This is a genomic window from Falsirhodobacter halotolerans (genome assembly GCF_022899245.1).
Lineage (GTDB): Bacteria > Pseudomonadota > Alphaproteobacteria > Rhodobacterales > Rhodobacteraceae > Falsirhodobacter > Falsirhodobacter halotolerans.
In genome coordinates this window covers 1,163,638-1,186,364 of sequence record NZ_JALJAZ010000001.1, presented here as the reverse complement: position 1 = coordinate 1,186,364, position 22,727 = coordinate 1,163,638, and the positions used below count along the sequence as shown (strand labels likewise).

At 64.3% G+C, this 22,727-nt stretch carries 26 protein-coding genes; 22 read left to right on the top strand and 4 right to left on the bottom strand.

Annotation, left to right across the window (positions count from 1 at the left end; all coding sequences use genetic code 11):
• Positions 1-52 precede the first annotated feature (52 nt).
• The 3 genes from tyrS (at position 53) to MU449_RS06270 (ending at position 3,244) form a co-directional block, all read left to right on the top strand.
• The gene (gene tyrS, locus MU449_RS06280; protein WP_244737143.1) at positions 53-1,303 is read left to right on the top strand and encodes a tyrosine--tRNA ligase; all 1,251 of its coding nucleotides are present in this window, start codon (positions 53-55) and stop codon (positions 1,301-1,303) included.
• A gap of 64 nt (positions 1,304-1,367) precedes the next feature.
• Positions 1,368-2,336, top strand: a complete 969-nt coding sequence (locus tag MU449_RS06275) for a L,D-transpeptidase (protein ID WP_244737142.1) — start codon at positions 1,368-1,370, stop codon at positions 2,334-2,336.
• Positions 2,337-2,464: 128 nt separating this feature from the next.
• Entirely contained in the window at positions 2,465-3,244 is a 780-nt protein-coding gene (locus MU449_RS06270) for a gamma-glutamyl-gamma-aminobutyrate hydrolase family protein (RefSeq protein ID WP_244737141.1), read from the top strand.
• Here MU449_RS06270 and MU449_RS06265 read toward each other — a convergent pair whose 3' ends face one another.
• Positions 3,245-4,438: a pyridoxal-phosphate-dependent aminotransferase family protein gene (locus tag MU449_RS06265; protein WP_244737140.1), complete on the bottom strand. Its 1,194-nt coding sequence runs from the start codon at positions 4,436-4,438 to the stop codon at positions 3,245-3,247.
• A gap of 132 nt (positions 4,439-4,570) precedes the next feature.
• Between MU449_RS06265 and MU449_RS06260 the strand changes: the two genes are divergently transcribed.
• From MU449_RS06260 to MU449_RS06235, 6 genes are all read left to right on the top strand, one after another.
• On the top strand, positions 4,571-6,361 hold the full coding sequence (locus MU449_RS06260; RefSeq protein ID WP_244737139.1) for an ABC transporter ATP-binding protein: 1,791 nt from the start codon (positions 4,571-4,573) through the stop codon (positions 6,359-6,361).
• Positions 6,358-7,098 (top strand): CAF17-like 4Fe-4S cluster assembly/insertion protein YgfZ, encoded by a 741-nt coding sequence (gene ygfZ, locus MU449_RS06255; protein ID WP_244737137.1) that lies wholly within the window; start codon positions 6,358-6,360, stop codon positions 7,096-7,098. Before MU449_RS06260 ends, ygfZ begins: the two co-directional genes overlap by 4 nt.
• Before the next feature lie 135 nt (positions 7,099-7,233).
• Entirely contained in the window at positions 7,234-7,956 is a 723-nt protein-coding gene (locus MU449_RS06250; RefSeq protein ID WP_244737136.1) for an outer membrane protein, read from the top strand.
• Between the two features lie 97 nt (positions 7,957-8,053).
• Positions 8,054-8,674: a Hint domain-containing protein gene (locus MU449_RS06245; RefSeq protein ID WP_342345647.1), complete on the top strand. Its 621-nt coding sequence runs from the start codon at positions 8,054-8,056 to the stop codon at positions 8,672-8,674.
• A gap of 71 nt (positions 8,675-8,745) precedes the next feature.
• Positions 8,746-9,396: a protein-L-isoaspartate O-methyltransferase family protein gene (locus tag MU449_RS06240; RefSeq protein ID WP_244737134.1), complete on the top strand. Its 651-nt coding sequence runs from the start codon at positions 8,746-8,748 to the stop codon at positions 9,394-9,396.
• Between the two features lie 24 nt (positions 9,397-9,420).
• Positions 9,421-9,711 (top strand): hypothetical protein, encoded by a 291-nt coding sequence (locus tag MU449_RS06235; protein ID WP_244737133.1) that lies wholly within the window; start codon positions 9,421-9,423, stop codon positions 9,709-9,711.
• 48 nt (positions 9,712-9,759) lie between these two features.
• Here the strand turns inward: MU449_RS06235 and MU449_RS06230 are convergent, their stop codons facing one another.
• Positions 9,760-10,086 (bottom strand): DUF6280 family protein, encoded by a 327-nt coding sequence (locus MU449_RS06230; protein WP_244737132.1) that lies wholly within the window; start codon positions 10,084-10,086, stop codon positions 9,760-9,762.
• 292 nt (positions 10,087-10,378) lie between these two features.
• Here MU449_RS06230 and MU449_RS06225 point away from each other — a divergent pair, with 292 nt between their 5' ends.
• The 6 genes from MU449_RS06225 to MU449_RS06200 all read left to right on the top strand — a co-directional run bounded on the left by MU449_RS06225 (position 10,379) and on the right by MU449_RS06200 (position 15,931).
• Positions 10,379-11,563 (top strand): ABC transporter substrate-binding protein, encoded by a 1,185-nt coding sequence (locus MU449_RS06225; protein ID WP_244737131.1) that lies wholly within the window; start codon positions 10,379-10,381, stop codon positions 11,561-11,563.
• A gap of 69 nt (positions 11,564-11,632) precedes the next feature.
• Positions 11,633-12,409, top strand: a complete 777-nt coding sequence (locus MU449_RS06220; protein ID WP_244737130.1) for an ABC transporter ATP-binding protein — start codon at positions 11,633-11,635, stop codon at positions 12,407-12,409.
• Complete coding sequence (locus MU449_RS06215) at positions 12,402-13,112, top strand: ABC transporter ATP-binding protein (RefSeq protein WP_244737129.1); 711 nt, start codon at positions 12,402-12,404, stop codon at positions 13,110-13,112. The genes MU449_RS06220 and MU449_RS06215 overlap by 8 nt, the downstream gene beginning before the upstream one ends.
• 3 nt (positions 13,113-13,115) lie before the next feature.
• On the top strand, positions 13,116-14,126 hold the full coding sequence (locus MU449_RS06210) for a branched-chain amino acid ABC transporter permease (protein ID WP_244737128.1): 1,011 nt from the start codon (positions 13,116-13,118) through the stop codon (positions 14,124-14,126).
• The gene (locus MU449_RS06205; protein WP_244737127.1) at positions 14,123-15,412 is read left to right on the top strand and encodes a branched-chain amino acid ABC transporter permease; all 1,290 of its coding nucleotides are present in this window, start codon (positions 14,123-14,125) and stop codon (positions 15,410-15,412) included. The genes MU449_RS06210 and MU449_RS06205 overlap by 4 nt, the downstream gene beginning before the upstream one ends.
• Positions 15,413-15,532: 120 nt before the next feature.
• Complete coding sequence (locus tag MU449_RS06200) at positions 15,533-15,931, top strand: pore-forming ESAT-6 family protein (protein ID WP_244737126.1); 399 nt, start codon at positions 15,533-15,535, stop codon at positions 15,929-15,931.
• A 4-nt stretch (positions 15,932-15,935) separates the two neighbouring features.
• On the opposite strand, the gene MU449_RS06195 is transcribed toward MU449_RS06200, so the two are convergent.
• Positions 15,936-16,073: a hypothetical protein gene (locus MU449_RS06195; protein WP_244737125.1), complete on the bottom strand. Its 138-nt coding sequence runs from the start codon at positions 16,071-16,073 to the stop codon at positions 15,936-15,938.
• 150 nt (positions 16,074-16,223) lie between these two features.
• On the opposite strand from MU449_RS06195, the gene MU449_RS06190 reads away from it, so the two are divergent.
• The 7 genes from MU449_RS06190 to MU449_RS06160 are packed head-to-tail and all read left to right on the top strand — an operon-like array spanning position 16,224 to position 21,628.
• Positions 16,224-16,469: a hypothetical protein gene (locus MU449_RS06190; protein WP_244737124.1), complete on the top strand. Its 246-nt coding sequence runs from the start codon at positions 16,224-16,226 to the stop codon at positions 16,467-16,469.
• A 7-nt stretch (positions 16,470-16,476) separates the two neighbouring features.
• Complete coding sequence (locus MU449_RS06185; protein ID WP_244737123.1) at positions 16,477-17,397, top strand: DMT family transporter; 921 nt, start codon at positions 16,477-16,479, stop codon at positions 17,395-17,397.
• Positions 17,398-17,401: 4 nt separating this feature from the next.
• Positions 17,402-18,271, top strand: coding sequence for an ATPase (locus MU449_RS06180; protein ID WP_244737122.1), 870 nt, complete (start codon positions 17,402-17,404; stop codon positions 18,269-18,271).
• A 25-nt stretch (positions 18,272-18,296) separates the two neighbouring features.
• Positions 18,297-19,214, top strand: coding sequence for a homoserine O-acetyltransferase MetA (gene metA, locus MU449_RS06175; RefSeq protein ID WP_244737121.1), 918 nt, complete (start codon positions 18,297-18,299; stop codon positions 19,212-19,214).
• Entirely contained in the window at positions 19,165-20,112 is a 948-nt protein-coding gene (locus MU449_RS06170; protein WP_244737120.1) for an alpha/beta fold hydrolase, read from the top strand. Before metA ends, MU449_RS06170 begins: the two co-directional genes overlap by 50 nt.
• A 48-nt stretch (positions 20,113-20,160) precedes the next feature.
• On the top strand, positions 20,161-21,024 hold the full coding sequence (gene ppk2, locus MU449_RS06165; RefSeq protein ID WP_244737119.1) for a polyphosphate kinase 2: 864 nt from the start codon (positions 20,161-20,163) through the stop codon (positions 21,022-21,024).
• Positions 21,017-21,628: a TetR/AcrR family transcriptional regulator gene (locus MU449_RS06160; RefSeq protein ID WP_244737118.1), complete on the top strand. Its 612-nt coding sequence runs from the start codon at positions 21,017-21,019 to the stop codon at positions 21,626-21,628. Before ppk2 ends, MU449_RS06160 begins: the two co-directional genes overlap by 8 nt.
• On the opposite strand, the gene MU449_RS06155 is transcribed toward MU449_RS06160, so the two are convergent.
• Positions 21,625-22,710 (bottom strand): ABC transporter ATP-binding protein, encoded by a 1,086-nt coding sequence (locus tag MU449_RS06155; RefSeq protein ID WP_244737117.1) that lies wholly within the window; start codon positions 22,708-22,710, stop codon positions 21,625-21,627. The two genes, MU449_RS06160 and MU449_RS06155, sit on opposite strands and share 4 nt — an antisense overlap.
• Positions 22,711-22,727 lie beyond the last annotated feature (17 nt).

The window sequence follows — 22,727 nt, the reverse complement described above, 5'->3', positions numbered from 1 at the left end:
CCCCCATGGCGGTTATAGCCTGACCTGCACGATATAAAGCACGAGAACAACCATGACCTACCATGCGAAATCGGACTTCCTGCGCGTGATGATGGAACGCGGTTATCTGGCCGACTGCACCGATTATCAGGGCCTTGACGAGGCTTTGGTGAAAGGGGTCGTTCCGGCTTATATCGGCTATGACGCGACGGCGGCCTCGCTGCATGTGGGGCATCTTTTGAACATCATGATGCTGCGCTGGCTGCAGAAGACGGGCCACAAGCCGATCACCCTGATGGGCGGCGGTACGACCAAGGTCGGCGACCCGTCTTTCCGGGCGGATGAACGCCCCCTTCTAACACCCGAGAAAATCGGGGAAAACATCGGCGGCATGAAGAAGGTGTTCGCGCAATACCTGACCTATGGCGACGGGGCGAACGACGCCATGATGCTTGATAACGCCGAATGGCTGGACAATCTGAACTACCTTGAATTCCTGCGCGACATCGGGCGGCATTTCTCGGTCAACCGGATGCTGTCCTTTGAATCGGTGAAATCGCGTCTGGACCGGGAGCAAAGCCTCAGCTTTCTCGAATTCAACTACATGATCCTTCAGGCCTATGACTTTCTGGAACTGAACCGCCGCTATGGCTGCGTCTTGCAGATGGGCGGATCGGACCAGTGGGGCAACATCGTCAACGGGATCGACCTGACGCGGCGGGTGCTGGACAACCAGATCTTCGGCCTGACCTCTCCGCTTCTGACCACCTCGGACGGGCGCAAGATGGGCAAGTCGGCGGGCGGGGCCATCTGGCTGAACGGGGACATGCTGTCGGCCTATGACTTCTGGCAGTTCTGGCGCAACACGACCGATGCCGATGTGGGCCGGTTCCTGAAACTCTATACCGAACTGCCGGTGGAGGAGTGCGACCGTCTGGGCGCACTTCAGGGGGCGGAGATCAACGCGGCAAAGGTCCGTCTGGCGAATGAGGTGACAACCCTGCTGCACGGCGCGGATGCGGCGGCCGCGGCCGAGGCGACGGCCCGCGCGGTTTTCGAGCAGGGCGGCGTCGGCGGCGAGTTGGAGGTGGTCACCCTGCCCGCAACCACCCTGGCCGAGGGGCTGAGCGTCGTGCGGTTCCTGGTCGATGCCGGCCTTGTCACCTCGGGCAAGGAGGCCAAGCGGCTGGTGGCCGAAAGCGGGTTGCGCTTCAACAACGACGTGGTGGACGATCCGAACCTGACCGTCACGCCCGACATGCTGAGGGATGATCTGAAAGTGTCGATCGGGAAGAAAAAGCACCGGCTGGTGCGCCTCTCCTGATCGTGGGGTTGTCCTTCAGGGCAGGTGCCGCATTATTAAGGCGAACCAAACAGGCAGACGCACGATGACGTTCAAATCCATTCTCACCGCCACCGCGATGGTCGCCCTTTTGGCGGGCTGCGAGCAGATCACCCAGATCACGGAGCAGCCGCCCGCCGTCAGCACCGAGCCGCAATTCTTCGAGAACGCCTATGCCGCGCGCAAGGACGGGTCGTTCAACATCCCGGCCATCCCCGAGGATCAGATCCCCGTCGCCTATCGTCGGCAGATCATCCCCTATGCCACCGACCAGGCGCCGGGAACGATCATCATCGACCCGAACCGGGCCGTCCTTTACCTTGTGCAAGAAGGTGGCAAGGCGATCCGCTACGGCATCTCGGTCGGGCGGGACGGGTTCGGCTGGTCCGGCACGGCCCTTGTGTCGCGCAAGGGGCGGTGGCCCACCTGGACCCCGCCGGCCGAGATGATCGCCCGCCAGCCGTCGCTGGAGAAGTGGCGTGACGGGCAGCCCGGCGGTCCGACGAACCCGATGGGCGCGCGGGCGCTTTACCTGACGCTGGACGGGCGGGATTACGGATATCGCATCCACGGCACGCCGGAATGGCGCACGATCGGGCGTCGCGCCTCCTCGGGCTGTTTCCGCATGATCCAGCAAGACATCATCGACCTGCATTCGCGCGTGCCGTCGGGAACGAAGGTCATCGTGCTGAACTCTGCCGGGGAAATCCCCACACGCAACACGCTGCCGCCGCCCGCGCCGAAACCCCCGGCGCCCAAACGCGCCGCAGCGCCGGTCGCGGAAACGGCAACCCCCGCCGTGGTGGAGCAGGAAACCCTCCCCGCCGCCCCGGAGGCCGAGGCACCGGAACCGGCGGAGACGACCGACACCCCGGTCAACCCACCCGCCACGTCCGAGGAACCGGCGACGACGGACGACCCCGCCCCCGACCTTCCGGCGGAACCGGTCACCCCGCCCGCCGAACCTGCCGATACCGACACCCCGTCGGAGGGTCCAGCCCCTCAGCCGCAGTGAACCGCCTCCGGCACGGCGCGAATGCCCCGCCGTGCCGCGATTTTGAGCGGTGGTGAAACGAAGCTGCGCTTTTCCCCGCGCGGTTTCGCGTTTATTCTGGCCCCTTATGGCGGAAGGCGCGGGGCACCATGTCGGCACATCGAGCGGTCATCGGAATCATCGGGAACAACCAATCCTTGATGGAGGGGTATTCCGCCCATGTCAGCGGACGCCTCAGCAGCGAGGCCGTGGCGCAGGCGGCAGGTTGCATGCCGATCGTCATCCCTTCGGACCCCCGCCTCGTATCCACCCACGAACTTCTGGACCTGTGCGACGGCTTTCTTCTGACCGGCGGGCGGCCCAACGTCCACCCGGAGGAATATGGTGAGGCCGAGACCCCGGCCCATGGCAGCTTTGACCGCCACCGCGATGCCGTCACCCTGCCCCTTGTCCGGGCCTGCGTCGAACGCGGCCAACCCTTTCTTGGCATCTGTCGCGGGTTTCAGGAGGTGAACGTGGCGATGGGGGGCACCCTCTATCCCGAGATCCGCGATCTGCCGGGGCGGCAGAACCACCGGATGCCCCCTGACGGCACGCAGGAGGAGAAGTTCGCGCTGCGCCACAGCGTCCGGTTCACCCCGAACGGCCCTTTCCATCGCCTGATGGGGCACGAGGAGGTGATGACCAACACCCTTCATGGCCAGGGGATCAAGACTGCGGGACAGCGCGTGGTAATCGACGGGCACGCCCCCGATGGCACGCCCGAAGCCCTCTATGTCAAGGATGCGCCGGGGTTCACGATGTCGGTGCAGTGGCACCCGGAATGGCGTGCGGCGCTGGATCCGGTGTCACGACCGCTGTTCGCGGCCTTCGGTCAGGCCGCCCGCGATTGGGCGGCCCGTCGCAGCGGCCTCAGGATCAGCGCCTGATCACGCGCGATCCGCCACGACCTGCGCGGCGGCCGCCAGCGCCCCGTCGCCATGCGGGATGTCCAGGGCCTTCATCGCCGCCTCCATCACCGCCAGAACGCCCAAGGTCATATGGGCGTTCACATGCCCCATATGCGCCACGCGCAGAAACCCGTGATAGGCGGGATCCGTCGGTTCGGCCATGCCAAGCCCGATCCCCAGGATCACGCCCGCGTTCTTTTCCGTCCAGGCGCGGATCGCGGTGCCGTGCGGGGCGCCGAACCGCGCCGCCGTGACGGCGCGGGCGCGAAAGGCCGGATCGGCGACGTTCAGGCCGATATTCGGATTGCCCAAGCTCCAGGCATCGAACGCGGCCCAGACGGTATGGGCCAGCGCGTCGTGGCGGTCGAACACCGCCTCGCGCCCCTCTTCGCGGATCATGGTCAGCGCCTCGCGCAGGCCCAGCAGAAGGTGGGTCGGTGCCGTGCCCGCAAACTGTTCATAGAAGAACGAGAAATCCGTGCGCGGACCCCAATCCCACATCGGGGTGACAAGGTCGGTCCGCGGGGCCTCCTTGGCCTTGTCCGAGAACCAGACCAGCCCCAGTCCCGGCGGGGTCATCAACCCCTTCTGGCTGGCCGAGATCATCACGTCCACGCCCCAACCGTCGAATTCGAACGGATCGCAGCCGAAAGACGCGACCGCATCCACGGCCAAAAGCGCGTCGTGCCCCGCCGCGTCGATGGCCCCACGCACCGCGCGCACGTCGTTGCGGACCGAGGTGGCTGTGTCCACATGCGTCATCAGAACGGCGCGGATCGACGGGTCGGCGCGCAAGGCCTCCTCCACCCGCGCGGGATCGATGGGGGATTTGAGCCCGAAGTCCAGAACCTCGACCTCCACCCCGATCTGTCGGGCGGCGGCGGCCCAGCCCACGCCGAAGCGCCCCGTCACCAACACCAGCGCCTTGTCCCCACGCGAGAACATGTTCATGTTCGCCGCTTCCCACGCGCCGTGGCCGTTGGTGATATAGATGGCAAGGTTCGACGACGACCCCGCCAGCCATTTCAGATCCTGCCGGACGGTGGCCACGCTTTCGACCAGTTCCCCCTCGTAGATGTTCGGGGCGGCGCGATGCATCGCGGCCAGCACACGGTCGGGCATGACCGAAGGTCCGGGAATGGCGAGATAGTGGCGACCGTTGGCAAGGCTCATTCCGAACTCCGGCAAGTGGATGTCCGAAAGGGCTACGCCCGGCGTCGCGCCCCGTCAATGGGTCAGCCCCAGCCCGCGTCTTGTCAGGGGGGGCCGTGCAGGCTAGACCCAAGGCCCAAGGCGGAGAGGTCCATGTCCGACACCCAATTGAACGACAACCAATTGAACGACACGACCACGAAGGACCCACGCTATGCGTCGTCGCGTCTGTTCGGGCGGTTGTGGCGCGGATACCTGCACCGTCACAAGGGCAAGATGCTGCTGGCCTTCCTCTTGATGGTGATCGAGGGGTCCACCCTTGGGTTCCTGTCGTGGATGATCAAGCCGCTGTTCGACCGCGTCTTCACACCGGGCGGCGAAGGCGCGCTGCTGTGGGTCGGGCTGGGAATTTTCGGACTGTTTCTGGTGCGGGCCACCACGTCGATCCTGTCGCGCGCGCTGTTGACGCGGATCGCGCAGCAAAGTTCGACGGCGATGCAGGCCGATCTTCTGAGCCACCTTCTGACGCTGGATCAATCGTTTTTCCAACGCAATTCACCCGGCGCCCTGATCGAACGGGTGCAGGGCGACACGGGCGCGGTGCAAGGGGTCTGGACCTCGATCATCACCGGCGTGGGGCGGGATGCGATCGCGCTGACCGGGCTTCTGGTGGTCGCCCTCACGATCGACGTGTGGTGGACGCTGGCGGCCCTGATCGGCGCGCCGCTGCTGATCCTGCCCGCCGTGATCGTTCAGCGCTACATCCGGCGCAAGGTGGGTCAGACGCGCTTGCAGGCGGGTTTGCGCGCCACACGGCTGGACGAGATCTTTCACGGCATTCAGGCGATCAAGCTGAACCGGATGGAAAGCTATCAGACCGGACGCTTTCGCAGCATCGTCGGCAGCATCGTCCGGGCCGAGGTCAAGACCGCCACAGGCCGCGCCTCGATCCCCGCGCTGATCGACGTGATCACCGGCCTTGGCTTTTTCACCGTCCTCATGCTGGCGGGCGGAGAGATCGCGTCGGGCGAGCGGACGGTGGGCGAGTTCATGTCGTTCTTCACCGCCATGGCCCTGACGTTTCAGCCGATGCGCCGACTGGGCGACATGTCGGGGTTCTGGCAGGTGGCGGCGGCCAGTCTGACCCGCATCTTCCGTCTGTTCGACCTCATGCCCACGCCGCGCCCGCCGGCCACCGCGAAACCGCGCGGCACGCCACCCACGATCGAACTGCGCAACGTCACCTTCGCCTATGCCGATCTGCCGGTGTTGAACGGGGCCAGCTTCACCGCCAAGGCGGGCAAGATGACGGCGCTGGTCGGCGCGTCCGGCGCGGGGAAAAGCACGGTGTTCCACCTGCTGACCGGCCTTGCCCGCGCCAAGGGCGGCCAGATCCTGATGGACGGGCAGGATATCGGCACCTTCAGCCTTGAGGATCTGCGCAGCCAGTTTGCCGTCGTCTCGCAGGATTCCGCGCTGTTTGACGAAACGATCCGCGAGAATGTCGTTCTGGGACGCCAGGTATCCGAAGACGCGCTGACCGCCGCCCTGAATGCCGCGCATGTGACGGAATTCGTGCGCAACATTCCCGATGGTCTGGACAGCCATGCCGGACCGCGCGGCTCCGCCCTGTCGGGGGGGCAGCGGCAACGCGTGGCCATTGCGCGCGCGCTGATGTCGGACGCGCCGGTCCTGCTGATGGACGAGGCGACCTCGGCTTTGGATGCGCAGTCCGAGGCGGTGGTGGCGGGGGCGCTGGCCCAGGAAAGCCATGGCCGCACGATGCTGGTCATCGCCCACCGCCTGTCCACCATCCGCGAAGCCGACAGCATCGTGGTCATGGATCAGGGCCGGGTTGTAGATCAGGGCACGCATGACGATCTTCTGCAGCGGGGCGGCCGTTATGCCGACCTCTACAATCTGCAATTCAAGGATCAGTCATGACCGAACGCACCCTTTGGACCCTGACCGGGGCGGACCGGCTCGATTTTCTCCAGAACCTCGTGACGAACGATGTGGCGGCGCTGACCGAAGACGGCATCGTCTGGACCGGATTTCTGACACCGCAGGGCAAATATCTGGCGGATTTCTTCGTGATCCGCACGGGTGATGATCTGCTGATCGACATTCCCACCCCGATCGCCGCCGCCACGTTGCAGCGGCTGAACATGTACCGCCTGCGGGCCGATGTCGCGATTGCCCCGGCGCAGCGGCAGGTCACGCGCGGCCTCGGCACCCCACCGCCAGGCGCCTTCGCCGATCCCCGGCATCCGGCGCTGGGCTGGCGCGGCTATGAAGGTCAAACACCGGAGGAAGGGGTGGATTGGGACGCGCTGCGGGTCGAGCATCTGATCCCCGAGAGCGGCACGGAACTGGGACCGGATACGTTCATCCTGGAAATGGGGTTCGAACGCCTGCACGGCGTCGATTTCCGCAAGGGCTGTTACGTGGGGCAGGAAGTGACGGCCCGCATGAAACACAAGACCGAGCTGAAGAAGGGTCTGGTGCGCGTCACGGTCGACGGTCCGTCCGACACGGGCAGCGACATCACGGCGGATGGCCGGGCCGCCGGGCGTCTGTTCACCCGGTCCGGTCACCGCGCCTTGGCCTATCTGCGGTTTGACCGCGCCGACGGGGGGCTTCAGGCGGGCGAGGCTCGGATCGAATTCGATACCCGGTGATGCAGTTCGGCCACAAGATTAACAAAATTTACCACTGAGACGGCAATGGGGATGATCCGATCATCTGCTGCTATACACTTCGGGGTATACACAACGCTCCCCCGTTCTCACTCGTATGAGGTACTGATCATGCCCATGGCTCGTTCCATTTTCGTCGGCACCGTGGTTGCCGCCTTCGCAATGCCCGCTTTCGCCGGCGGCCCGGTCGTTGTCACGCCGGAACCGGTCGTCACCCCGGTCGTGGTCCCCCCGCCGCCGCCCAGCTTCGCAGGCGGATATGTCGGTGCGGGCCTCGGCTATGCCTTCGGCGCCGATGACGAAGTTGGCATCCGCCCACTGGCCGATGCGCCGGGTTCGTTCCCCCGCACGGTTGCCGGCAGCGCCGACGTGAACGGTGCCGTCGCCAACATCCACACCGGTTACCGCTGGCAGCAGCCGGGCAGCAACTTCGTCTATGGTGTCGAAGCGATGTTCAGCGCCGGTGAGGTGAGCGACTTCACCCAAGAGAACGGCTATCGCGCCGAAAGCAAGATCAAATGGGCGGGCACGCTGCGCGGCCAGCTCGGCTATACCGTGCGCCCGGACACGCTGCTGTACGGCTTTGCCGGTTATTCCAAAGCCCGTTCGGAATACAAGGTTGTCGGCCCCCTGGGCGTGATCGACGAAAAGGACGACATCGACGGCTACGTCGTCGGCCTGGGTCTGGAGCGTATGCTGAACGACCGTTGGTCGGTCCGCGGCGAATACGAATACGCGAACTACGGCAAGGACGAATATGTGTCCGACACGGGCGTGTACCGCACCGAAGCGACGCCGGAATTCAGCACGATCCGCATTGGCGTGAACTACAACTTCTAATTTTCACGACATACCTTGGACGGCCCCCCTTTCGGGGGCCGTCTTTTCGTTGCCGCGACCCGGAAATACGCTACCATAGCGGCAGATCCCTTTTTCCGTGTGTTCCGCCGTGCAATTGGCACCTGATCCGCAAAGCTTTGTCCCATTGCCCGCCTGCGTCAGTCGCGGGACGATGGTCGACACCTATCACGGGCCGATGCCGGTGGAGGATATCGTCGTCGGCGATCTTCTGATGACCAAGGATGATGGATTTCAGCCGGTGCGCTGGCTTGGCGCGATCATGGCCGAAGGGCGCGGACGTCTTGCGCCGGTCCGCATCTCCTCGGGCGTCATTGGAAACGGTCGCAGTCTCATCGTCTCGCAACAGCAACCCATCCTCGTGTCCGACTGGCGCGCGGAACTGCTGTTCGGCACGCGAGAGGTTCTGATCCCGGCCCGCCTTCTGGTGAATGAGGAAACGATCTGGATCCGGGAGGGGGGGATGATCGACTATCATCTCATCCTGTTCGACCGGCATCAGATTTTCTATGCCGACGATTCCTTTGCCGCCAGCTTCAACCCCGCCGCACCCGGCCGTGACATGATCGGCGCCGAGGCGTGCGAGGCGGTGTGCCGCGCCCTTCCCGCCCTGAAGGACGGATGGGACGCCTATGGCCCGCCCTGTCGCCCGGTCATGAAGCCGTACGAGATGCGGGCACTGAAGGCTTACGGCGTTTGACGCATGGATTGTCGCGCGGCGCGGGATATGTCAGGAAGGGGCTGTTGCGCCACCGTTCGGGAAGAGTTCGCATGCCCCATTTCACTACCCTTCGCACCGTGATGGTGGACACGCAGGTCCGCCCTTCGGATGTCACCACCTATTCCATCATCGAGGCGCTGCTGTCCGTTCCCCGGGAATGCTACGTCCCCGACCACCTGCGCGCCGTCGCCTATACGGGGGAAAACCTTCCCATCGGGCCGAACCGCGTCATTCTGGACCCGCGCAGCTTCGCCAAGCTCTTGGACGCGCTGGCCATTCGCAAGGATGAACTGGCCTTGGATATCGGCTGTGGCTACGGCTATTCGGCGGCGGTGATCGCCCATCTGGCCGATGCGGTGATCGCGGTGGAAGGTCCGGGCATGGCGGAGGAGGCCGAACAACGTCTCTCCCGGCAATCGGTGGACAATGCGGTCGTTCTGGCCGCCGACCTGACCGCCGGTGCGCCCAAGCATGGTCCCTATGATGTCATCGTGATCGAAGGCGCGGTGGAGGACGTTCCCCCGCAGATCGTTGACCAGTTGAAGGAAGGCGGGCGGATCGGCGCGCTGTTCATGGAACGCAACCTCGGCGTGGCGCGGATCGGCTACAAGGTGGACGGGGCGATCAGCTGGCGTCCGGCGTTCAACGCGAGCGCGCCGGTCATGTCGGATTTCACGGCCCCCCGCGCCTTCGCGCTTTGACACCTCAACCGGAAAGGTGACCGTATGAAGGTCGATGATCCGACGGACGATGTTCTCGCCTCGCTGCGCCGGTTGACGGCGGGAACGGCGGATCTTCCGGTTCTGGTCCTGACCCCGGACCTGCGCGTCCCCGCCCAACCGGGCGAGGTTCACGACCGCCTTGCCCCGATCGACGAGGATGTCCTGCACGAATTGGTCCGCGACCTTCTGGCCGAGGAATTGCAGGGCCCGCTCGGAGAGAAGATCACCCGCAACATTCGCAAGATGGTCCGCGCCGAAATTGCGCGCGAACTTGCGATGCGGGATTTGAAATAAAAAACGCCCCGAAAGATCGAGGCGTGAAAAACGTCTGGCGATGGCGTATCAGGCCGCTTGGGCCTGATCCAGTTCCAACGCGTGGCGACGCTCGCTCTCCTCGCGCGACAGGGCGACCGAGGTGCGGATCCCCTTGCCCACGAATTCCATCAACCCCTTGACAACCCGCTCGTTCGGATCGATGCCGGCACAAGACAGAACTTCGCGCCCATCGCGGGACCGGGCCCAGCGGGCGATCTGATCCGGGCCATTGCCATACTTCTTGTCATCGGCAATCGCGTCATCGAGAGCCGCGAGCACGACGGCGGCAAAGAGCTTGCGCGAGCGCTGCCCTTGTTCGAAATTGAATGCGGTGCTGTCAACGAAGTCGGCCATCGCTGCTTCCTATTCTTGCTTTTCGTCAGTGGCGTCAGGCGGGGATAATCCCTTTAACCTTGCGTTAGGACTACCCATTTGGAACACCTGTCATGCACAACATGCATGGCGCTGTTCAAATAATGGGCAGTTCGTCCATGTCGTCTGGTTGCGATATAGGCATGGCCCCTGTTCGATCAAGACATTTGTTAGGCTTTCGTTACCAAAGGACAAACTCGGGCGGCATCACGCTTTTCTTTCCTGCGGACACCGTCTATTTTGGCAGAAATTTGCTTCAGTCGGGGGGACGACCGTGAAAAAGTTTATGATGGCGACGGCATCGGTGGCGTTGATGGGCGGCATGGCGCAGGGGGAAGAGGTGAAGATGGGGATCATCCTCGGCTTTACCGGGCCGCTGGAATCGATCACGCCGGCCATGGCCGCCGGAGCCGAGATGGCGATGACCGAGGTCAGCGAATCCGGCAAGCTTCTGGACGGGTCCACCGTTGTGCCCGTGCGCGCGGATTCCACGTGCGTTGACGCGACGGCAGCCACCGCCGCTGCGGAACGTCTCGTGTCGGCGGAGCAGGTCCGCGCCATCATCGGGGCCGACTGCTCCGGCGTGACCGGCGCGATCCTTCAGAACGTCGCGCGTCCGAACGGCGTTGTGATGGTGTCGCCCTCCTCCACCTCCCCCGGTCTTTCGCAGGTCGAGGATGACGGCCTGTTCTTCCGCACGGCCCCGTCCGACGCCCGTCAGGGCGAGGTGATGGCCGACATCATCGACAGCCGCGGCATTTCCAGCGTGGCCGTGACCTACACCAACAACGATTACGGCAAAGGTCTGGCCGAAAGCTTCGCCACCGCCTTCACCGCCAAGGGGGGTGAGGTGACGATCCAGGCCGCGCATGACGATGGCAAGGCCGACTACTCCGCCGAGGTGGGCGCGCTTGCGTCCGCCGGGGGGGAACTGCTGGTCGTTGCGGGCTATGTCGATCAGGGCGGCCGCGGGATCGTTCAGGGCGCGCTCGATACCGGCGCGTTCGACACGTTCTTCTTCCCCGACGGGATGTATGGCCAGTCGCTGCTGGACACGTTCGGGACCGACCTTGACGGATCCTTCGGCGATGTGCCGTCGGCGGAAGGCGACAACGTCGATGCCTTCGGTCCGCTGGCCGAAGCCGCAGGACTCGATCCGACGGCCGTCTATGTCGGCGAAAGCTATGACGCGGCGGCGCTGGTTCTTTTGGCGATGCAGGCGGCGGGTTCCAGCGATCCGGCGGTGTATAAGGACAAGATGTTCGATATCGCGAACGCGCCGGGCGAAAAGATCAACCCGGGCGATCTGGGCAAGGCGCTGGAACTGTTGGCCGACGGGCAGGACATCGACTATGTCGGCGCCACGAATGTCGAACTGGTGGAGCCGGGCGAAAGCCGTGGCACCTTCCGCGAATATGATATCACGGACGGCGCGGTCGAAACGGTCGGCTTCCGCTGATCGCTGCACGCGACCCGAACGATGCGGCCCGGTTGAAACACCGGGCCGCTTTCCTTTCATGAGGACCACATGATCACGGTCGAAAACCTTCACCGCCATTTCGGCGCCTTTCGCGCCGTGGACGGCGCCTCGCTGACCATCGCCGATGGATCGATCACCGGTTTGATCGGGCCGAACGGTGCTGGCAAATCCACCCTGTTCAACGTGATCGCGGGACGTCTTCCGCCCACATCCGGTCGCGTGCTGATGAACGGCGAGGATATCACAGGTCTGCCCCCACATGCCTTGTTTCACAAGGGGTTGCTACGGACTTTTCAGATCGCGCATGAATTCGGCAGCATGACCGTGCGCGAGAACCTGATGATGGTTCCGGGGCAGTCCGGCGAAACCCTCATGAACGCGTGGTTCCGTCGTGCCCGCGTGCGGGACGAAGAACGCCGCCTGCGCGACAAGGCGGATGAGGTTCTGGATTTCCTCACCATCTCGCATATCGCCGATGAACGGGCGTCCAACATTTCGGGCGGGCAGAAGAAGCTTCTGGAGCTGGGCCGCACCATGATGGTGGACGCGCGCGTGGTGTTTCTGGATGAGGTTGGCGCGGGCGTGAACCGCACCCTGTTGAACACCATCGGCGACGCCATCGTGCGCCTGAACCGCGAACGGGGATATACATTCTGCGTAATCGAGCATGACATGGACTTCATCGGTCGCCTCTGCGATCCGGTGATCGTGATGGCCGCAGGGTCGGTCCTGGCCGAGGGAACGCCGGAAGACATCCTGAAGAACGAAGCGGTGATCGAGGCGTATCTTGGCACCGGATTGAAAAACAAGGTGATGCATGGCTGATCCCTTCCTGACCGGAGACGCGATGGTCGGCGGATACGGCGCGACCAATATCCTGAACGGCTGCACCATTTCCGTGAACCGGGCGGAGGTCGCGGTGATCGTCGGCCCGAACGGGGCCGGCAAATCCACCGCGATGAAGGCGATGTTCGGAATGCTGCGCCTGCGCGGCGGGCATGTCCGACTGGACGGGACCGACATCACCGCCCTGTCCCCGCAGGATCGGGTGGCGGCGGGCATGGCTTTCGTGCCCCAGACCCAGAATATCTTCACCTCAATGACGGTGGAGGAAAATCTGGAGATGGGCGCCTTCCTGCGCCGCGATGACATTCGCCCGACGCTGGAAATGGTGTATCACCTGTTTCCCATCCTGCGCGACAAACGCCGCCAACCGGCGGGCGAATTGTCTGGCGGTCAACGCCAGCAGGTCGCCGTGGGCCGCGCATTGATGACCCAGCCGAAAGTGCTGATGCTGGACGAGCCGACCGCCGGCGTGTCCCCCATCGTCATGGACGAACTGTTCGACCGGATCCTGGAGGTGGCGCGCACCGGCATTTCCATCCTGATGGTCGAACAGAATGCCCGCCAGGCGCTGAACATCGCGCATCGCGGATATGTCCTCGTGCAGGGCGCAAACCGCTTCACGGGCACGGGGGCCGAGTTGATGGCCGACCCGGATGTCCGACGCACGTTCCTCGGGGGTTGAGTGATGGATGTTCTGAACGCCCTCGTGGCCCTGACCAATTTCGTGATCGTTCCCGCAACGGCCTATGGCGCGCAACTGGCGCTTGGAGCGTTGGGGGTGACGCTGATCTATTCCATCCTGCGGTTTTCAAATTTCGCCCATGGCGACACGATGGCCTTCGGGACCATGGCGACGATCCTGGCGACCTTCGGCCTGCAGGCGGCCGGGATCAGCCTTGGTCCGCTGCCGACCGCGTTGCTGGCCCTGCCCGTCGGGATCATCGCGACCGCGCTGTTCGTGTTGGGCACCGACCGCGCGGTCTATCGCTTCTATCGCCGCCGGCGGGTGGCGCCGGTGGTGCTGACCATGGCCTCGCTTGGTGTCATGTTCATCATGAACGGCGTCGTCCGCTTCATCATCGGGGTGGAGGACATCACCTTTGCCGACGGCGAACGGTTCGTCATCAACGCCCGTGATTTCCGCGATGCGACCGGGCTGGCCGAAGGGCTGGCGCTCCGCACCACGCAGGTCATCACCGTGGTCGTGGCCGGGATCGCCATGGCGCTGCTGTTCTGGTTCCTGACGCGCACCCGCACCGGCAAATCCATGCGCGCCTTTTCCGACAATGAGGATCTGGCCCGCCTGTCCGGCATCAATCCCGAACGGGTGGTGGCGCTGACCTGGATCATCGTCGCCGCGCTGGCGACCACGGCGGGCGTGCTCTATGGTCTGGACAAAAGCTTCAAGGCCTTCACCTACTTCCAGCTTCTTCTGCCGATCTTCGCGGCGGCGGTGGTGGGCGGCCTTGGCAGTCCGATCGGCGCGGTGGTGGGCGGTTTCGTCATCGCCTTCACCGAAGTGGGGGTGACCTATGCCTGGAAGAAGGTGGCGGAATATCTCATGCCCGAGGCGCTGATGCCCGACGGGCTGCTGCAACTTCTGTCCACGGAATACAAATTCGCGGTCAGCTTCGCGATCCTCGTCCTTGTGCTGCTGTTCCGCCCGACGGGCATCTTCAAAGGAAAATCGGTATGATGCGCGGCGTTCTTCTGTTCTCGGGTGTGGCGCTGCTGTTCATCTTCACCGGCGTCACGCAAAGCTGGAACACCTCGCTCACCATCCTCAACATGGCGGTCGTTTCGGCCATCATGGCGATGGGGGTGAACATGCAGTGGGGCTATGCCGGCCTTTTCAACGTGGGCGTGATGGGCTTCGTGGCGTTGGGGGGGCTGGGGGTCGTCCTGTCCTCCACCCCGCCGGTTGCGGGGGCGATGGCGGCGGGGGGCTGGCGCATCCTGCTGGCGCTGTTGGTGGGGGCGGCGGCGATCGGGCTGGCCGTTCTGGCCTGGCGCAGGCTGGCGGGCCGGATGCGGGGCGTGGCCACGACGGTCATCCTGATCCTCGGATTCGTGGTGTTCCGCGCCCTGTTCGATCCCGGCGTCGCGGGGGTTGAGGCGATCAATCCCACGTTGCAAGGCAATCTTGGCGGTCTGGGTCTGCCCGTCCTTTTGGCTTGGCCCATCGGCGGGGCGCTGGCGGCGGCGGCGGCCTGGGCCATCGGCAAGACCGCGCTTGGCCTGCGGTCGGACTATCTGGCCATCGCGACCCTTGGCATTGCTGAGATTATTCTCTCGGTCATGCGGAATGAGGAGTGGCTGGCCCGCGGCGTGAAGAACGTCATCGGCCTGCCCCGCCCCGTTCCGTATGAGGTGGCCTTGCAGCAGAACCCTGCCTTCATCCATTGGGCGACGGGATACGGGTTCGACATCGCACCCGCCGCCGCGATCGTGGTGAAGCTGTGCTATCTGGGTCTGTTCGTCGCGGTTCTGGCGGCCATCATGCTGCTTGCGGAACTGGCGCTTCGGTCGCCTTGGGGCCGCATGATGCGCGCTATCCGCGACAACGAGGCCGCGGCCGGTGCGATGGGCAAGGACGTGAAGGCCCGGCATCTGCAGATCTTCGTTCTGGGCGCCGTGGTGCTCGGGATCGCCGGGGCGATGATGACCACGCTCGACAGCCAGCTGACGCCCAGCAGTTATCAGCCGCTCCGCTACACCTTCCTCATCTGGGTCATGGTGATTGTCGGCGGGTCCGGCAATAACTGGGGTGCGATGCTGGGCGGGTTCCTGATCTGGTGGCTGTGGGTGATGGTGGAGCCGATCGGCACCGGCCTTCTGACCGCCGCCACCGACCTGATGGCCGATGGATGGCTTAAGACCCACCTGCGCGACGGCATGGCCCACATCCGTCTGTTGACGATGGGGGTGATCCTGCTGGTCGTCCTCCGGTTCCATCCGCGCGGCCTTCTGCCGGAACGGTAGGGCGGTTTTTCGCACCTCGAATGCGCGGCACTCTGCAAGATGCCGCGCATTCCACGCGATCCGCTTGTGGCCCGGAGCCATGAAAACTAGCGTCGCGTCAGTTTCCAGAAAAAGGATCTGATGATGAAAACCATGCTCGCCGCCTCGTCCGCACTCGTGATGCTTGCCGGGACTGCGCTGGCCCAGGACGCCGCCGCGCCGCAGATGACGATGGAGGATGCCTATGCCGCCGCCCAGAACCAGCTTGGGGTTCTGGAATATTGCCAGACCGAAGGCGGCGTGACGGATGAGGTAATCGACACCCAGAACCGCCTTCTGGCCATGATCCCCACGCCTGAGGACACCGCCCCCGCGCTTGAAGCCTATGGCAAGGGCAAGGAAGGCACCGTTGCCTCGATGGGGCAGGAAACGACGCTGGCCGAAGTGGCAACCGCCCGTTCCACCACCGAGGAAGCGCTGTGCCAGCAAATGGCCGAGCTGGTGACCCAGGCGGCCGCCCAGGTTCCCGCCGCGAACTGATGCCTCAGCTCTTGTCCCGCGCCTGCAAAAGGGCGCGGGTCACGACGTACGCCAACGCGATGATGGCAAAACAGCTGAAAATGCCGATGCCCCAGAAGGCATAGTAGTAGATGTGGCCCATAAGCTCATCATTGCCCATCATGCGTCCTTTCGTTTTGCGCGGCATAGCTCAGATAGCCCCCCCACGCAACGACCCGTGAAAATCCCCCCTACACAACCGTTTGACTGGTGCCAGGCTGGGTCTGCATGTTAAGGCCAAAGAACATCCGGCATCGAACGAACGGAGAGGGGCATGATCAGTTTCCTGCGCCGCAGCCTGCGGTTTCTTGGCACGGCCGAATATACCGTTCTGATGGGGGCGGTCTGGGTGGGTCCGATGCCGATCCCCCTCTTCCGCATAAGTGGGAACGAGGCGTGCCGTCTGACCCTGCTTGTAACGCTGTGGTTGGCGACCGCGGGCCTGACGGCGCTTGATCTGGCCTTGGGCGGATTGCCCGGACCAAAGGTCGTGACCCACTGGATGCAAACGGTGATCTGATCCTTTCATGATTGCGCAGCGGTCGTTATCGGGCCTTGCATGGGCCCAGCTTCTGGGTGTGGCCGTCCTTTGGGGCGGGTCGTTTCTGACGATCCGTCTGGCGCTGAACGATATCGGGCCGCATTGGGTCGTCGCCTATCGTTGCCTTGGCGCCTTCGTCATCCTTGCGGCCTATGTCGCCCTGCGCCGGATGCCGGTGCCGTGGAGCGGGCGGTTCCTGCTCTCCTGTCTGGCCTTGGGCGTTCTTGGCAACATCATTCCCTTTTCGCTGATCACCTGGGCGCAGATCACGGTGCCAAGCGGATTGGCGTCCATCCTCAACGCCTCCACCGCCCTGTTCGGGGTGGTGGTCGCCGCCATCGCCTTCGCCGACGAACGCCTGACCCCCCGCCGCCTGATCGGAGTGGCCGTCGGGTTTGCGGGGGTGATCACGGTCATCGGGCCGTCCTTGCTGCACAGCCTGGATCCGACATCGTTCGGGCAACTTGCGTTGATCGGGTCATCCATCTCCTATGCCATTGCCGGATCGCTTGGGCGGGTGATCGGGCGCGGGGTCGCGCCGCAAATACTGGCCGCGGGGATGCTGGGCGGGTCGGCGGTTGTGGGGGGCGCCGTGGCGCTGATCACCGAAGGAGGACCGCCGATGCCCGGAGCCACGTCGGGGCTGGCGATTCTTTATCTGGCGGTCATGGCGACGGCGGTGGCGTATCTTGTGTATTACAAGCTTCTGGCGACGGCGGGGGCGGGAAACACCAGCCTCGTGACCCTGCTGGTCGCACCCCTGGCCGTTCTGCTGGGCGCGCTTGTGCTGGAGGAGGCCCTGCCCGCGCGCGCCTTTGCGGGGTTCGCGGGGATCGCGATCGGGCTTCTGATACTGGACGGGCGCATTCTTTCCCGTATACCCCTGCGCAGACCCGGCAAAGGATGACGCGATGATCTATACCACCCCATCCGAATGGCGCGCGGCCGCCGGCAAACGGGTCTTGCTGTTCGGCATGTCGGGTTTGGGCAAAACGCACGCCTCCACGCTGCTGCGCCAGACGGGATCGTGGTTCCACTACTCGATCGATTACCGCATCGGCACCCGGTACATGGGCGAACACATCGCCGACAACTTCAAGCGCGAGGCGATGAAGGTGCCGTTCCTGCGCGATCTGCTGATGACGGATTCGGTGTCGATCGCGTCGAACATCACCTTCGACAACCTGTCGCCTTTGTCCACCTATCTGGGCAAGCCGGGCGATCCGGCCAAGGGCGGCCTGCCGATCGCCGAATACCGCACCCGCCAGGAGCAGCACACGAGGGCCGAGGAATCCGCCCTTCTGGACAGCACGCATTTCATCCGCCGCGCGCATGAGATCTACGGCTATCCCAACTTCATCTGCGATTCCGGCGGCTCCATCTGCGAAGTGGTGAACCCCGACGACCCGGACGACCGCGTGATGCGGGAATTGTCGGCGCATCTGCTGCTGGTCTGGATCAAGGGGAGCGAGGCGCATACCGACGAGCTGATCCGTCGCTTCGATCGCGCGCCAAAGCCCATGTGCTATCAACCGCAATTCCTGACCGCCTGCTGGACCGCCTATCTGTCGGAAAAGGGCGTGGCGGAAAGCAAGGTCGATCCCGACGACTTCATCCGATGGACCTATGCCCGGGCCCTCGCCCACCGTCAGCCGCGCTATGCCGCGATGGCGAAATGGGGTGTCACCGTCCGGGCGGAGGATGTGTCCGCCCTTCGCGACGAGGCGGGGTTCACCGATCTGATCGCCGATGCACTGGCCAAGCGGGGCGCGGGGGCATAGATAGGCCCCGACGAAAGGTTCGATCATGCCCATCACCCTGCCCGAAACGCTGCCCGCCTATGACATCCTCCGGTCCGAGGGGGTCATGGTCATGTCGCCGGGGCGCGCCGCGATGCAGGACATCCGCCCGCTGCGGATCGGGCTGCTGAACCTGATGCCGAAAAAAATCCAGACCGAGAACCAGTTCGCCCGCCTGATCGGCGCAACCCCGTTGCAGATCGATTTCCACCTGATCCGCATGACCGAACATCAGGCGAAGAACACGGCGGCCGAGCATATGGAAGCGTTCTACCGCCCCTTTCAGGAGGTGAAGGAGGAACGGTTCGACGGTCTGATCATCACCGGCGCACCGGTCGAACACCTTCCGTTCGAGGAGGTGACCTATTGGGACGAGTTGCGCGAGGTGTTTGCCTGGACGCAGACCCATGTGCATTCGACCTTCGGCGTCTGCTGGGGGGGGATGGCGATGGTCCACCACTTCCACGGGGTGCGCAAGGATGTGCTGGACGCCAAGGCCTTCGGCTGTTTCACGCATGACAATCTTGCCCCCACCTCCCCCTATCTGCGCGGGTTTTCGGATGACTTCGTCATCCCCGTCAGCCGTTGGACCGAGATGAACGGCGGCGACATCGCCGCGACCCCAGGCCTGACCACCCTTCTGGGGTCCGAGGATGTGGGCCCCTGCCTGATCGAGGATGCCGCCCATCGCGCGCTCTATATCTTCAACCATTTCGAATATGACAGCGACACGCTGAAGCAGGAATACGACCGCGATGTGGCCTCCGGCACTCCCATTGCGGTGCCCACGAACTATTATCCCAAGGACGACCCGTCCCGCCCGCCGCGCAACCGTTGGCGCAGTCATGCCCACCTTCTTTATGGCAACTGGATCAATGAGATCTATCAGTCGACGCCTTACGATCTGCGCGATATCGGCGCTTAGCCTGCTGGCCGCCTGCGGCCCGCTTGCCAATGCCCGCGCGGACCGGATCGACGCCCGGTTTCCGCCGCAAGGGCAATTCCTTCAGGTGGGCCGGGCGGTTATCCATGCCGAGGTGTCGGGCCAGGGCCCGGACCTGATTCTGATTCATGGGGCCAGCGGCAATACGCGCGACATGGCCGCGCTGGCGGCGCGGCTGTCGGATCGTTACCGTGTCATCCGCTTCGACCGGCCGGGCCTGGGGTATTCGACGGCCCCCGACGCCACGTTCAACAGCCCGCTGATCCAGGCCGATTATCTGCGGGCGGCCTCGCAGCAGTTGGGCGTCACCCATCCCATCGTGCTGGGCCACAGTTACGGTGGTGCCGTGGCAATGGCTTGGGCGCTGGAAGCGCCGGAGACGCGGGCCGTGGTGCTGCTTTCGGCCGCCGTTCTGCCGTGGGAGGGGGGGCTGAGCGATCTTTATACCGCCGCCGCGACCCCCGTGGGCGAAGCCACGCTGGAGCCGCTGGCCTCGGCCTTTCTGCCTGACTGGGCGCTTGATCGCATCGTGACGGACCTGTTCAAGCCGCAGACGCCGCCCGTCGGCTATGCAAACGAAATTGGGGCAGCGCTGGCGATCCGGCCCGACACGCTGCGCAACAACCTGCGGCAACTGAAACGGTTGAAGCCGCACCTTTACCTGATGGCCCCGAAATATCAGGATCTGACCTTGCCGATCGAGATGGTGCATGGCGTGGACGATCCCGTCGTCTCCTACAAGGTGCAGGCAGTGCCGATGGCGCAGAACCTGCCCAATGTGCATCTGACCTCTTTGCCCGGCATCGGGCATATGGGGCACCATGTCGCGCAGGACGCCGTGATCGCTGCCATCGACCGCGCCGCCGCCCGTTCCGATTGACGCCCGCCGCATGGCGGCGATACTGAGCCGAAACGGCAGGAGGTTCTGATGCCCCACCCCTTTCAGGGAGCGATCACGCGCTATCTTCACGCCTGTGACACGGATCTGCGCCATGCGGTGCTGAAGGGGGACAAGCACGACATCCTCTCGCCCGGCTATCCCTATGATGCGGTCATGTCGAAAAAGGATTACTCCCGGATCATGGAGCCGCTGCAACGTCAGCTGGTGCGCATGGCGGCGGATGTGAAGGCCACGGGCAAGCGCGTGGTCGTTCTGTTCGAGGGGCGCGACGCCGCCGGCAAGGGCGGCGCAATCGACACGATGCGTGACAATCTGAACCCGCGCGTCGCCAGCGTGGTCGCCCTCTCCACCCCCACGGATCGCGAGGCGGGGGAGTGGTATTTTCAACGCTACATTGGCCGCCTGCCCGCCGCGGGCGAAATGGCGCTGTTCGACCGCAGTTGGTACAATCGCGGCGTGGTGGAGAAAGTGTTCGGCTTCTGCACCGACATCGAGCGGGAGCGGTTCTTTCATCAGGTGCCCGATTTCGAACGGATGCTGGTGGAGGACGGGATCACCCTAGTCAAACTGTGGCTGGAAGTCGGCCGCGCCGAACAGCTTCGCCGGTTTCTCGCGCGTGAGGATGATCCGCTGAAGCAATGGAAGCTGAGCCGGATCGATGTGGAAGGCCTTGCGAAATGGCACGATTACTCGGTCGCGATTGATGAAACCCTGGCCCGCAGCCATACGGACACCGCACCTTGGACGGTGATCCGCGCCGACGACAAACGGCGCGCCCGGATTGCGGCGATACAATCGGTGCTGCGGGCGGTAGATTATGCCGACAAGGACACCACGATGATCGGCGCACCTGATCCGGCCATCTGCGGGGGGCCGGAGCTTCGTGACTAGACGGGGGTATCATCACGGCAACCTGCGGCAGGCCCTGGTCGACGCGGCCCTGGGGTTGATCGCGGAAAAGGGGCCGCAGGGCTTCACCTTGTCCGAGGCGGCCAAGAAGGCCGATGTCACCCCCGCCGCCGTCTATCGCCATTTCACCGGCCGCGACGAACTGATCGTGGAGATCGCGCGCCAAGGCTATGACATTTTCGGCGCGTTGATGGAATTTGCGTTCGACGACGGCAAGCCGACCGCGCTGGCGGCGTTCGAGTCGGTGGGCCGCGCCTATCTCGCCTTTGCGCGGAAATATCCCGGCCATTATCAGGCGATGTTCGAAAGCGGGATTTCGGTTCAGGAACATCCCGATCTGGATCTGGCCGCGCGCAAGGCGACCGACGTTCTCGAGCGCGCCGCCACACGCCTGTCGGACCATCTTCCGCCCGAAAAGCGCCCCCCCGCCAGCATGTTTTCGGCGCATATGTGGGCCATGGCGCATGGCGTGGTGGAACTTTACACCCGCGGCGGGCGCCGCGCGCCGTTTGCGCCCGATGATCTTCTGGAAACCGGGATCGGCATCTATCTTCGCGGGTTGGGGCTGTTGCCGCAGGATCGTTAGCGGAACAGGACGAGCGCCTCCGGGCTCCACCCCACGCGCGCGGGCTGGCCACGGTCCATGACCGGCCGGCCGAAGGTGTTGCGCATCGACAGGCGCACGGGCTTTTGCGCGCCATCGATCCGCACGTCGTAATAGGTCATGTCGCCGTAATAGACGACCTCCTCGATCCGGCCTGCCACCTCGCGACCCGGCCCGGTCTGCCCGTCATGCAGCAGCGTCAGCGTTTCGGGGCGAAAGCCGATGCTGGGCTGATCCGACGGCGCCCCCGCGATCTGGCTGGCGGGCACGGTCATGCGACCGAAGCCCGGCGCCTCGATCTCCACCACCTCCCCCTCGGACAGGATGGTGGCGGGCAGGAAATTCATCGTGCCGATGAAATCGGCCACCCGGCGGGAATTGGGCCGGCGATACAATGTTTCGGCATCCGACAATTGCGCGATTTCGCCATCGAACATGACGGCGATCCGGTCAGACATGACCAGCGCCTCCTCCTGATCGTGGGTCACGAGGATGAAGGTGATGCCCACCTGCCGTTGCAGGCGGATCAGTTCCACCTGCATCTGTTCGCGCATCTTCTTGTCCAGCGCCGAAAGCGGTTCGTCCAGAAGCAGCACCTTGGGTTTCAGGATCAACGCGCGGGCCAAGGCCACGCGTTGCCGCTGCCCCCCGGACAGCGCATGGGCGGCGCGCGCACCAAAGCCCTTCAGGCCCACCATCTCCAATGCCTCGGCCACGCGGGCGTCCAGATCCGCCTTGGCCAGTCGCGCCTTGCGCAGGCCGAAGCCCACATTCTGCGCGACGGTCAGGTGGGGAAAGATGGCATAGCTTTGAAACACCATGTTCGTCGGGCGCTTGTTCGCCGGCACCTTTGCCATGTCCTTGCCGTCGATCAGCAAGACGCCGTCGGATATCCCCTCAAACCCCGCGATGGTGCGCAGCAGGGTCGTCTTGCCGCAGCCGGACGGCCCGAGAAGCGAAAAGAACTCCCCCGCGCGGATGGAGGCGGTAATGCCGCGCAGCGCGTGGTAATCGCCGTACCATTTATGGACATCGCGGAATTCGATCATGGTTTGATTGGGCATGGCTTGGTTGGGCATGG

Excerpts from the sequence above, each read along its gene's own strand:
- tyrS (WP_244737143.1), top strand. The coding sequence starts at position 53 with ATGACCTACCATGCGAAATCGGACTTCCTGCGCGTGATGATGGAACGC.
- MU449_RS06275 (WP_244737142.1), top strand. The coding sequence starts at position 1,368 with ATGACGTTCAAATCCATTCTCACCGCCACCGCGATGGTCGCCCTTTTG.
- MU449_RS06270 (WP_244737141.1), top strand. The coding sequence starts at position 2,465 with ATGTCGGCACATCGAGCGGTCATCGGAATCATCGGGAACAACCAATCC.
- MU449_RS06265 (WP_244737140.1), bottom strand. The coding sequence starts at position 4,438 with ATGAGCCTTGCCAACGGTCGCCACTATCTCGCCATTCCCGGACCTTCG.
- MU449_RS06260 (WP_244737139.1), top strand. The coding sequence starts at position 4,571 with ATGTCCGACACCCAATTGAACGACAACCAATTGAACGACACGACCACG.
- ygfZ (WP_244737137.1), top strand. The coding sequence starts at position 6,358 with ATGACCGAACGCACCCTTTGGACCCTGACCGGGGCGGACCGGCTCGAT.
- MU449_RS06250 (WP_244737136.1), top strand. The coding sequence starts at position 7,234 with ATGGCTCGTTCCATTTTCGTCGGCACCGTGGTTGCCGCCTTCGCAATG.
- MU449_RS06240 (WP_244737134.1), top strand. The coding sequence starts at position 8,746 with ATGCCCCATTTCACTACCCTTCGCACCGTGATGGTGGACACGCAGGTC.
- MU449_RS06235 (WP_244737133.1), top strand. The coding sequence starts at position 9,421 with ATGAAGGTCGATGATCCGACGGACGATGTTCTCGCCTCGCTGCGCCGG.
- MU449_RS06230 (WP_244737132.1), bottom strand. The coding sequence starts at position 10,086 with ATGGCCGACTTCGTTGACAGCACCGCATTCAATTTCGAACAAGGGCAG.
- MU449_RS06220 (WP_244737130.1), top strand. The coding sequence starts at position 11,633 with ATGATCACGGTCGAAAACCTTCACCGCCATTTCGGCGCCTTTCGCGCC.
- MU449_RS06215 (WP_244737129.1), top strand. The coding sequence starts at position 12,402 with ATGGCTGATCCCTTCCTGACCGGAGACGCGATGGTCGGCGGATACGGC.
- MU449_RS06210 (WP_244737128.1), top strand. The coding sequence starts at position 13,116 with ATGGATGTTCTGAACGCCCTCGTGGCCCTGACCAATTTCGTGATCGTT.
- MU449_RS06205 (WP_244737127.1), top strand. The coding sequence starts at position 14,123 with ATGATGCGCGGCGTTCTTCTGTTCTCGGGTGTGGCGCTGCTGTTCATC.
- MU449_RS06200 (WP_244737126.1), top strand. The coding sequence starts at position 15,533 with ATGATGAAAACCATGCTCGCCGCCTCGTCCGCACTCGTGATGCTTGCC.
- MU449_RS06195 (WP_244737125.1), bottom strand. The coding sequence starts at position 16,073 with ATGATGGGCAATGATGAGCTTATGGGCCACATCTACTACTATGCCTTC.
- MU449_RS06190 (WP_244737124.1), top strand. The coding sequence starts at position 16,224 with ATGATCAGTTTCCTGCGCCGCAGCCTGCGGTTTCTTGGCACGGCCGAA.
- MU449_RS06185 (WP_244737123.1), top strand. The coding sequence starts at position 16,477 with ATGATTGCGCAGCGGTCGTTATCGGGCCTTGCATGGGCCCAGCTTCTG.
- MU449_RS06180 (WP_244737122.1), top strand. The coding sequence starts at position 17,402 with ATGATCTATACCACCCCATCCGAATGGCGCGCGGCCGCCGGCAAACGG.
- metA (WP_244737121.1), top strand. The coding sequence starts at position 18,297 with ATGCCCATCACCCTGCCCGAAACGCTGCCCGCCTATGACATCCTCCGG.
- MU449_RS06170 (WP_244737120.1), top strand. The coding sequence starts at position 19,165 with ATGAGATCTATCAGTCGACGCCTTACGATCTGCGCGATATCGGCGCTT.
- ppk2 (WP_244737119.1), top strand. The coding sequence starts at position 20,161 with ATGCCCCACCCCTTTCAGGGAGCGATCACGCGCTATCTTCACGCCTGT.
- MU449_RS06155 (WP_244737117.1), bottom strand. The coding sequence starts at position 22,710 with ATGCCCAATCAAACCATGATCGAATTCCGCGATGTCCATAAATGGTAC.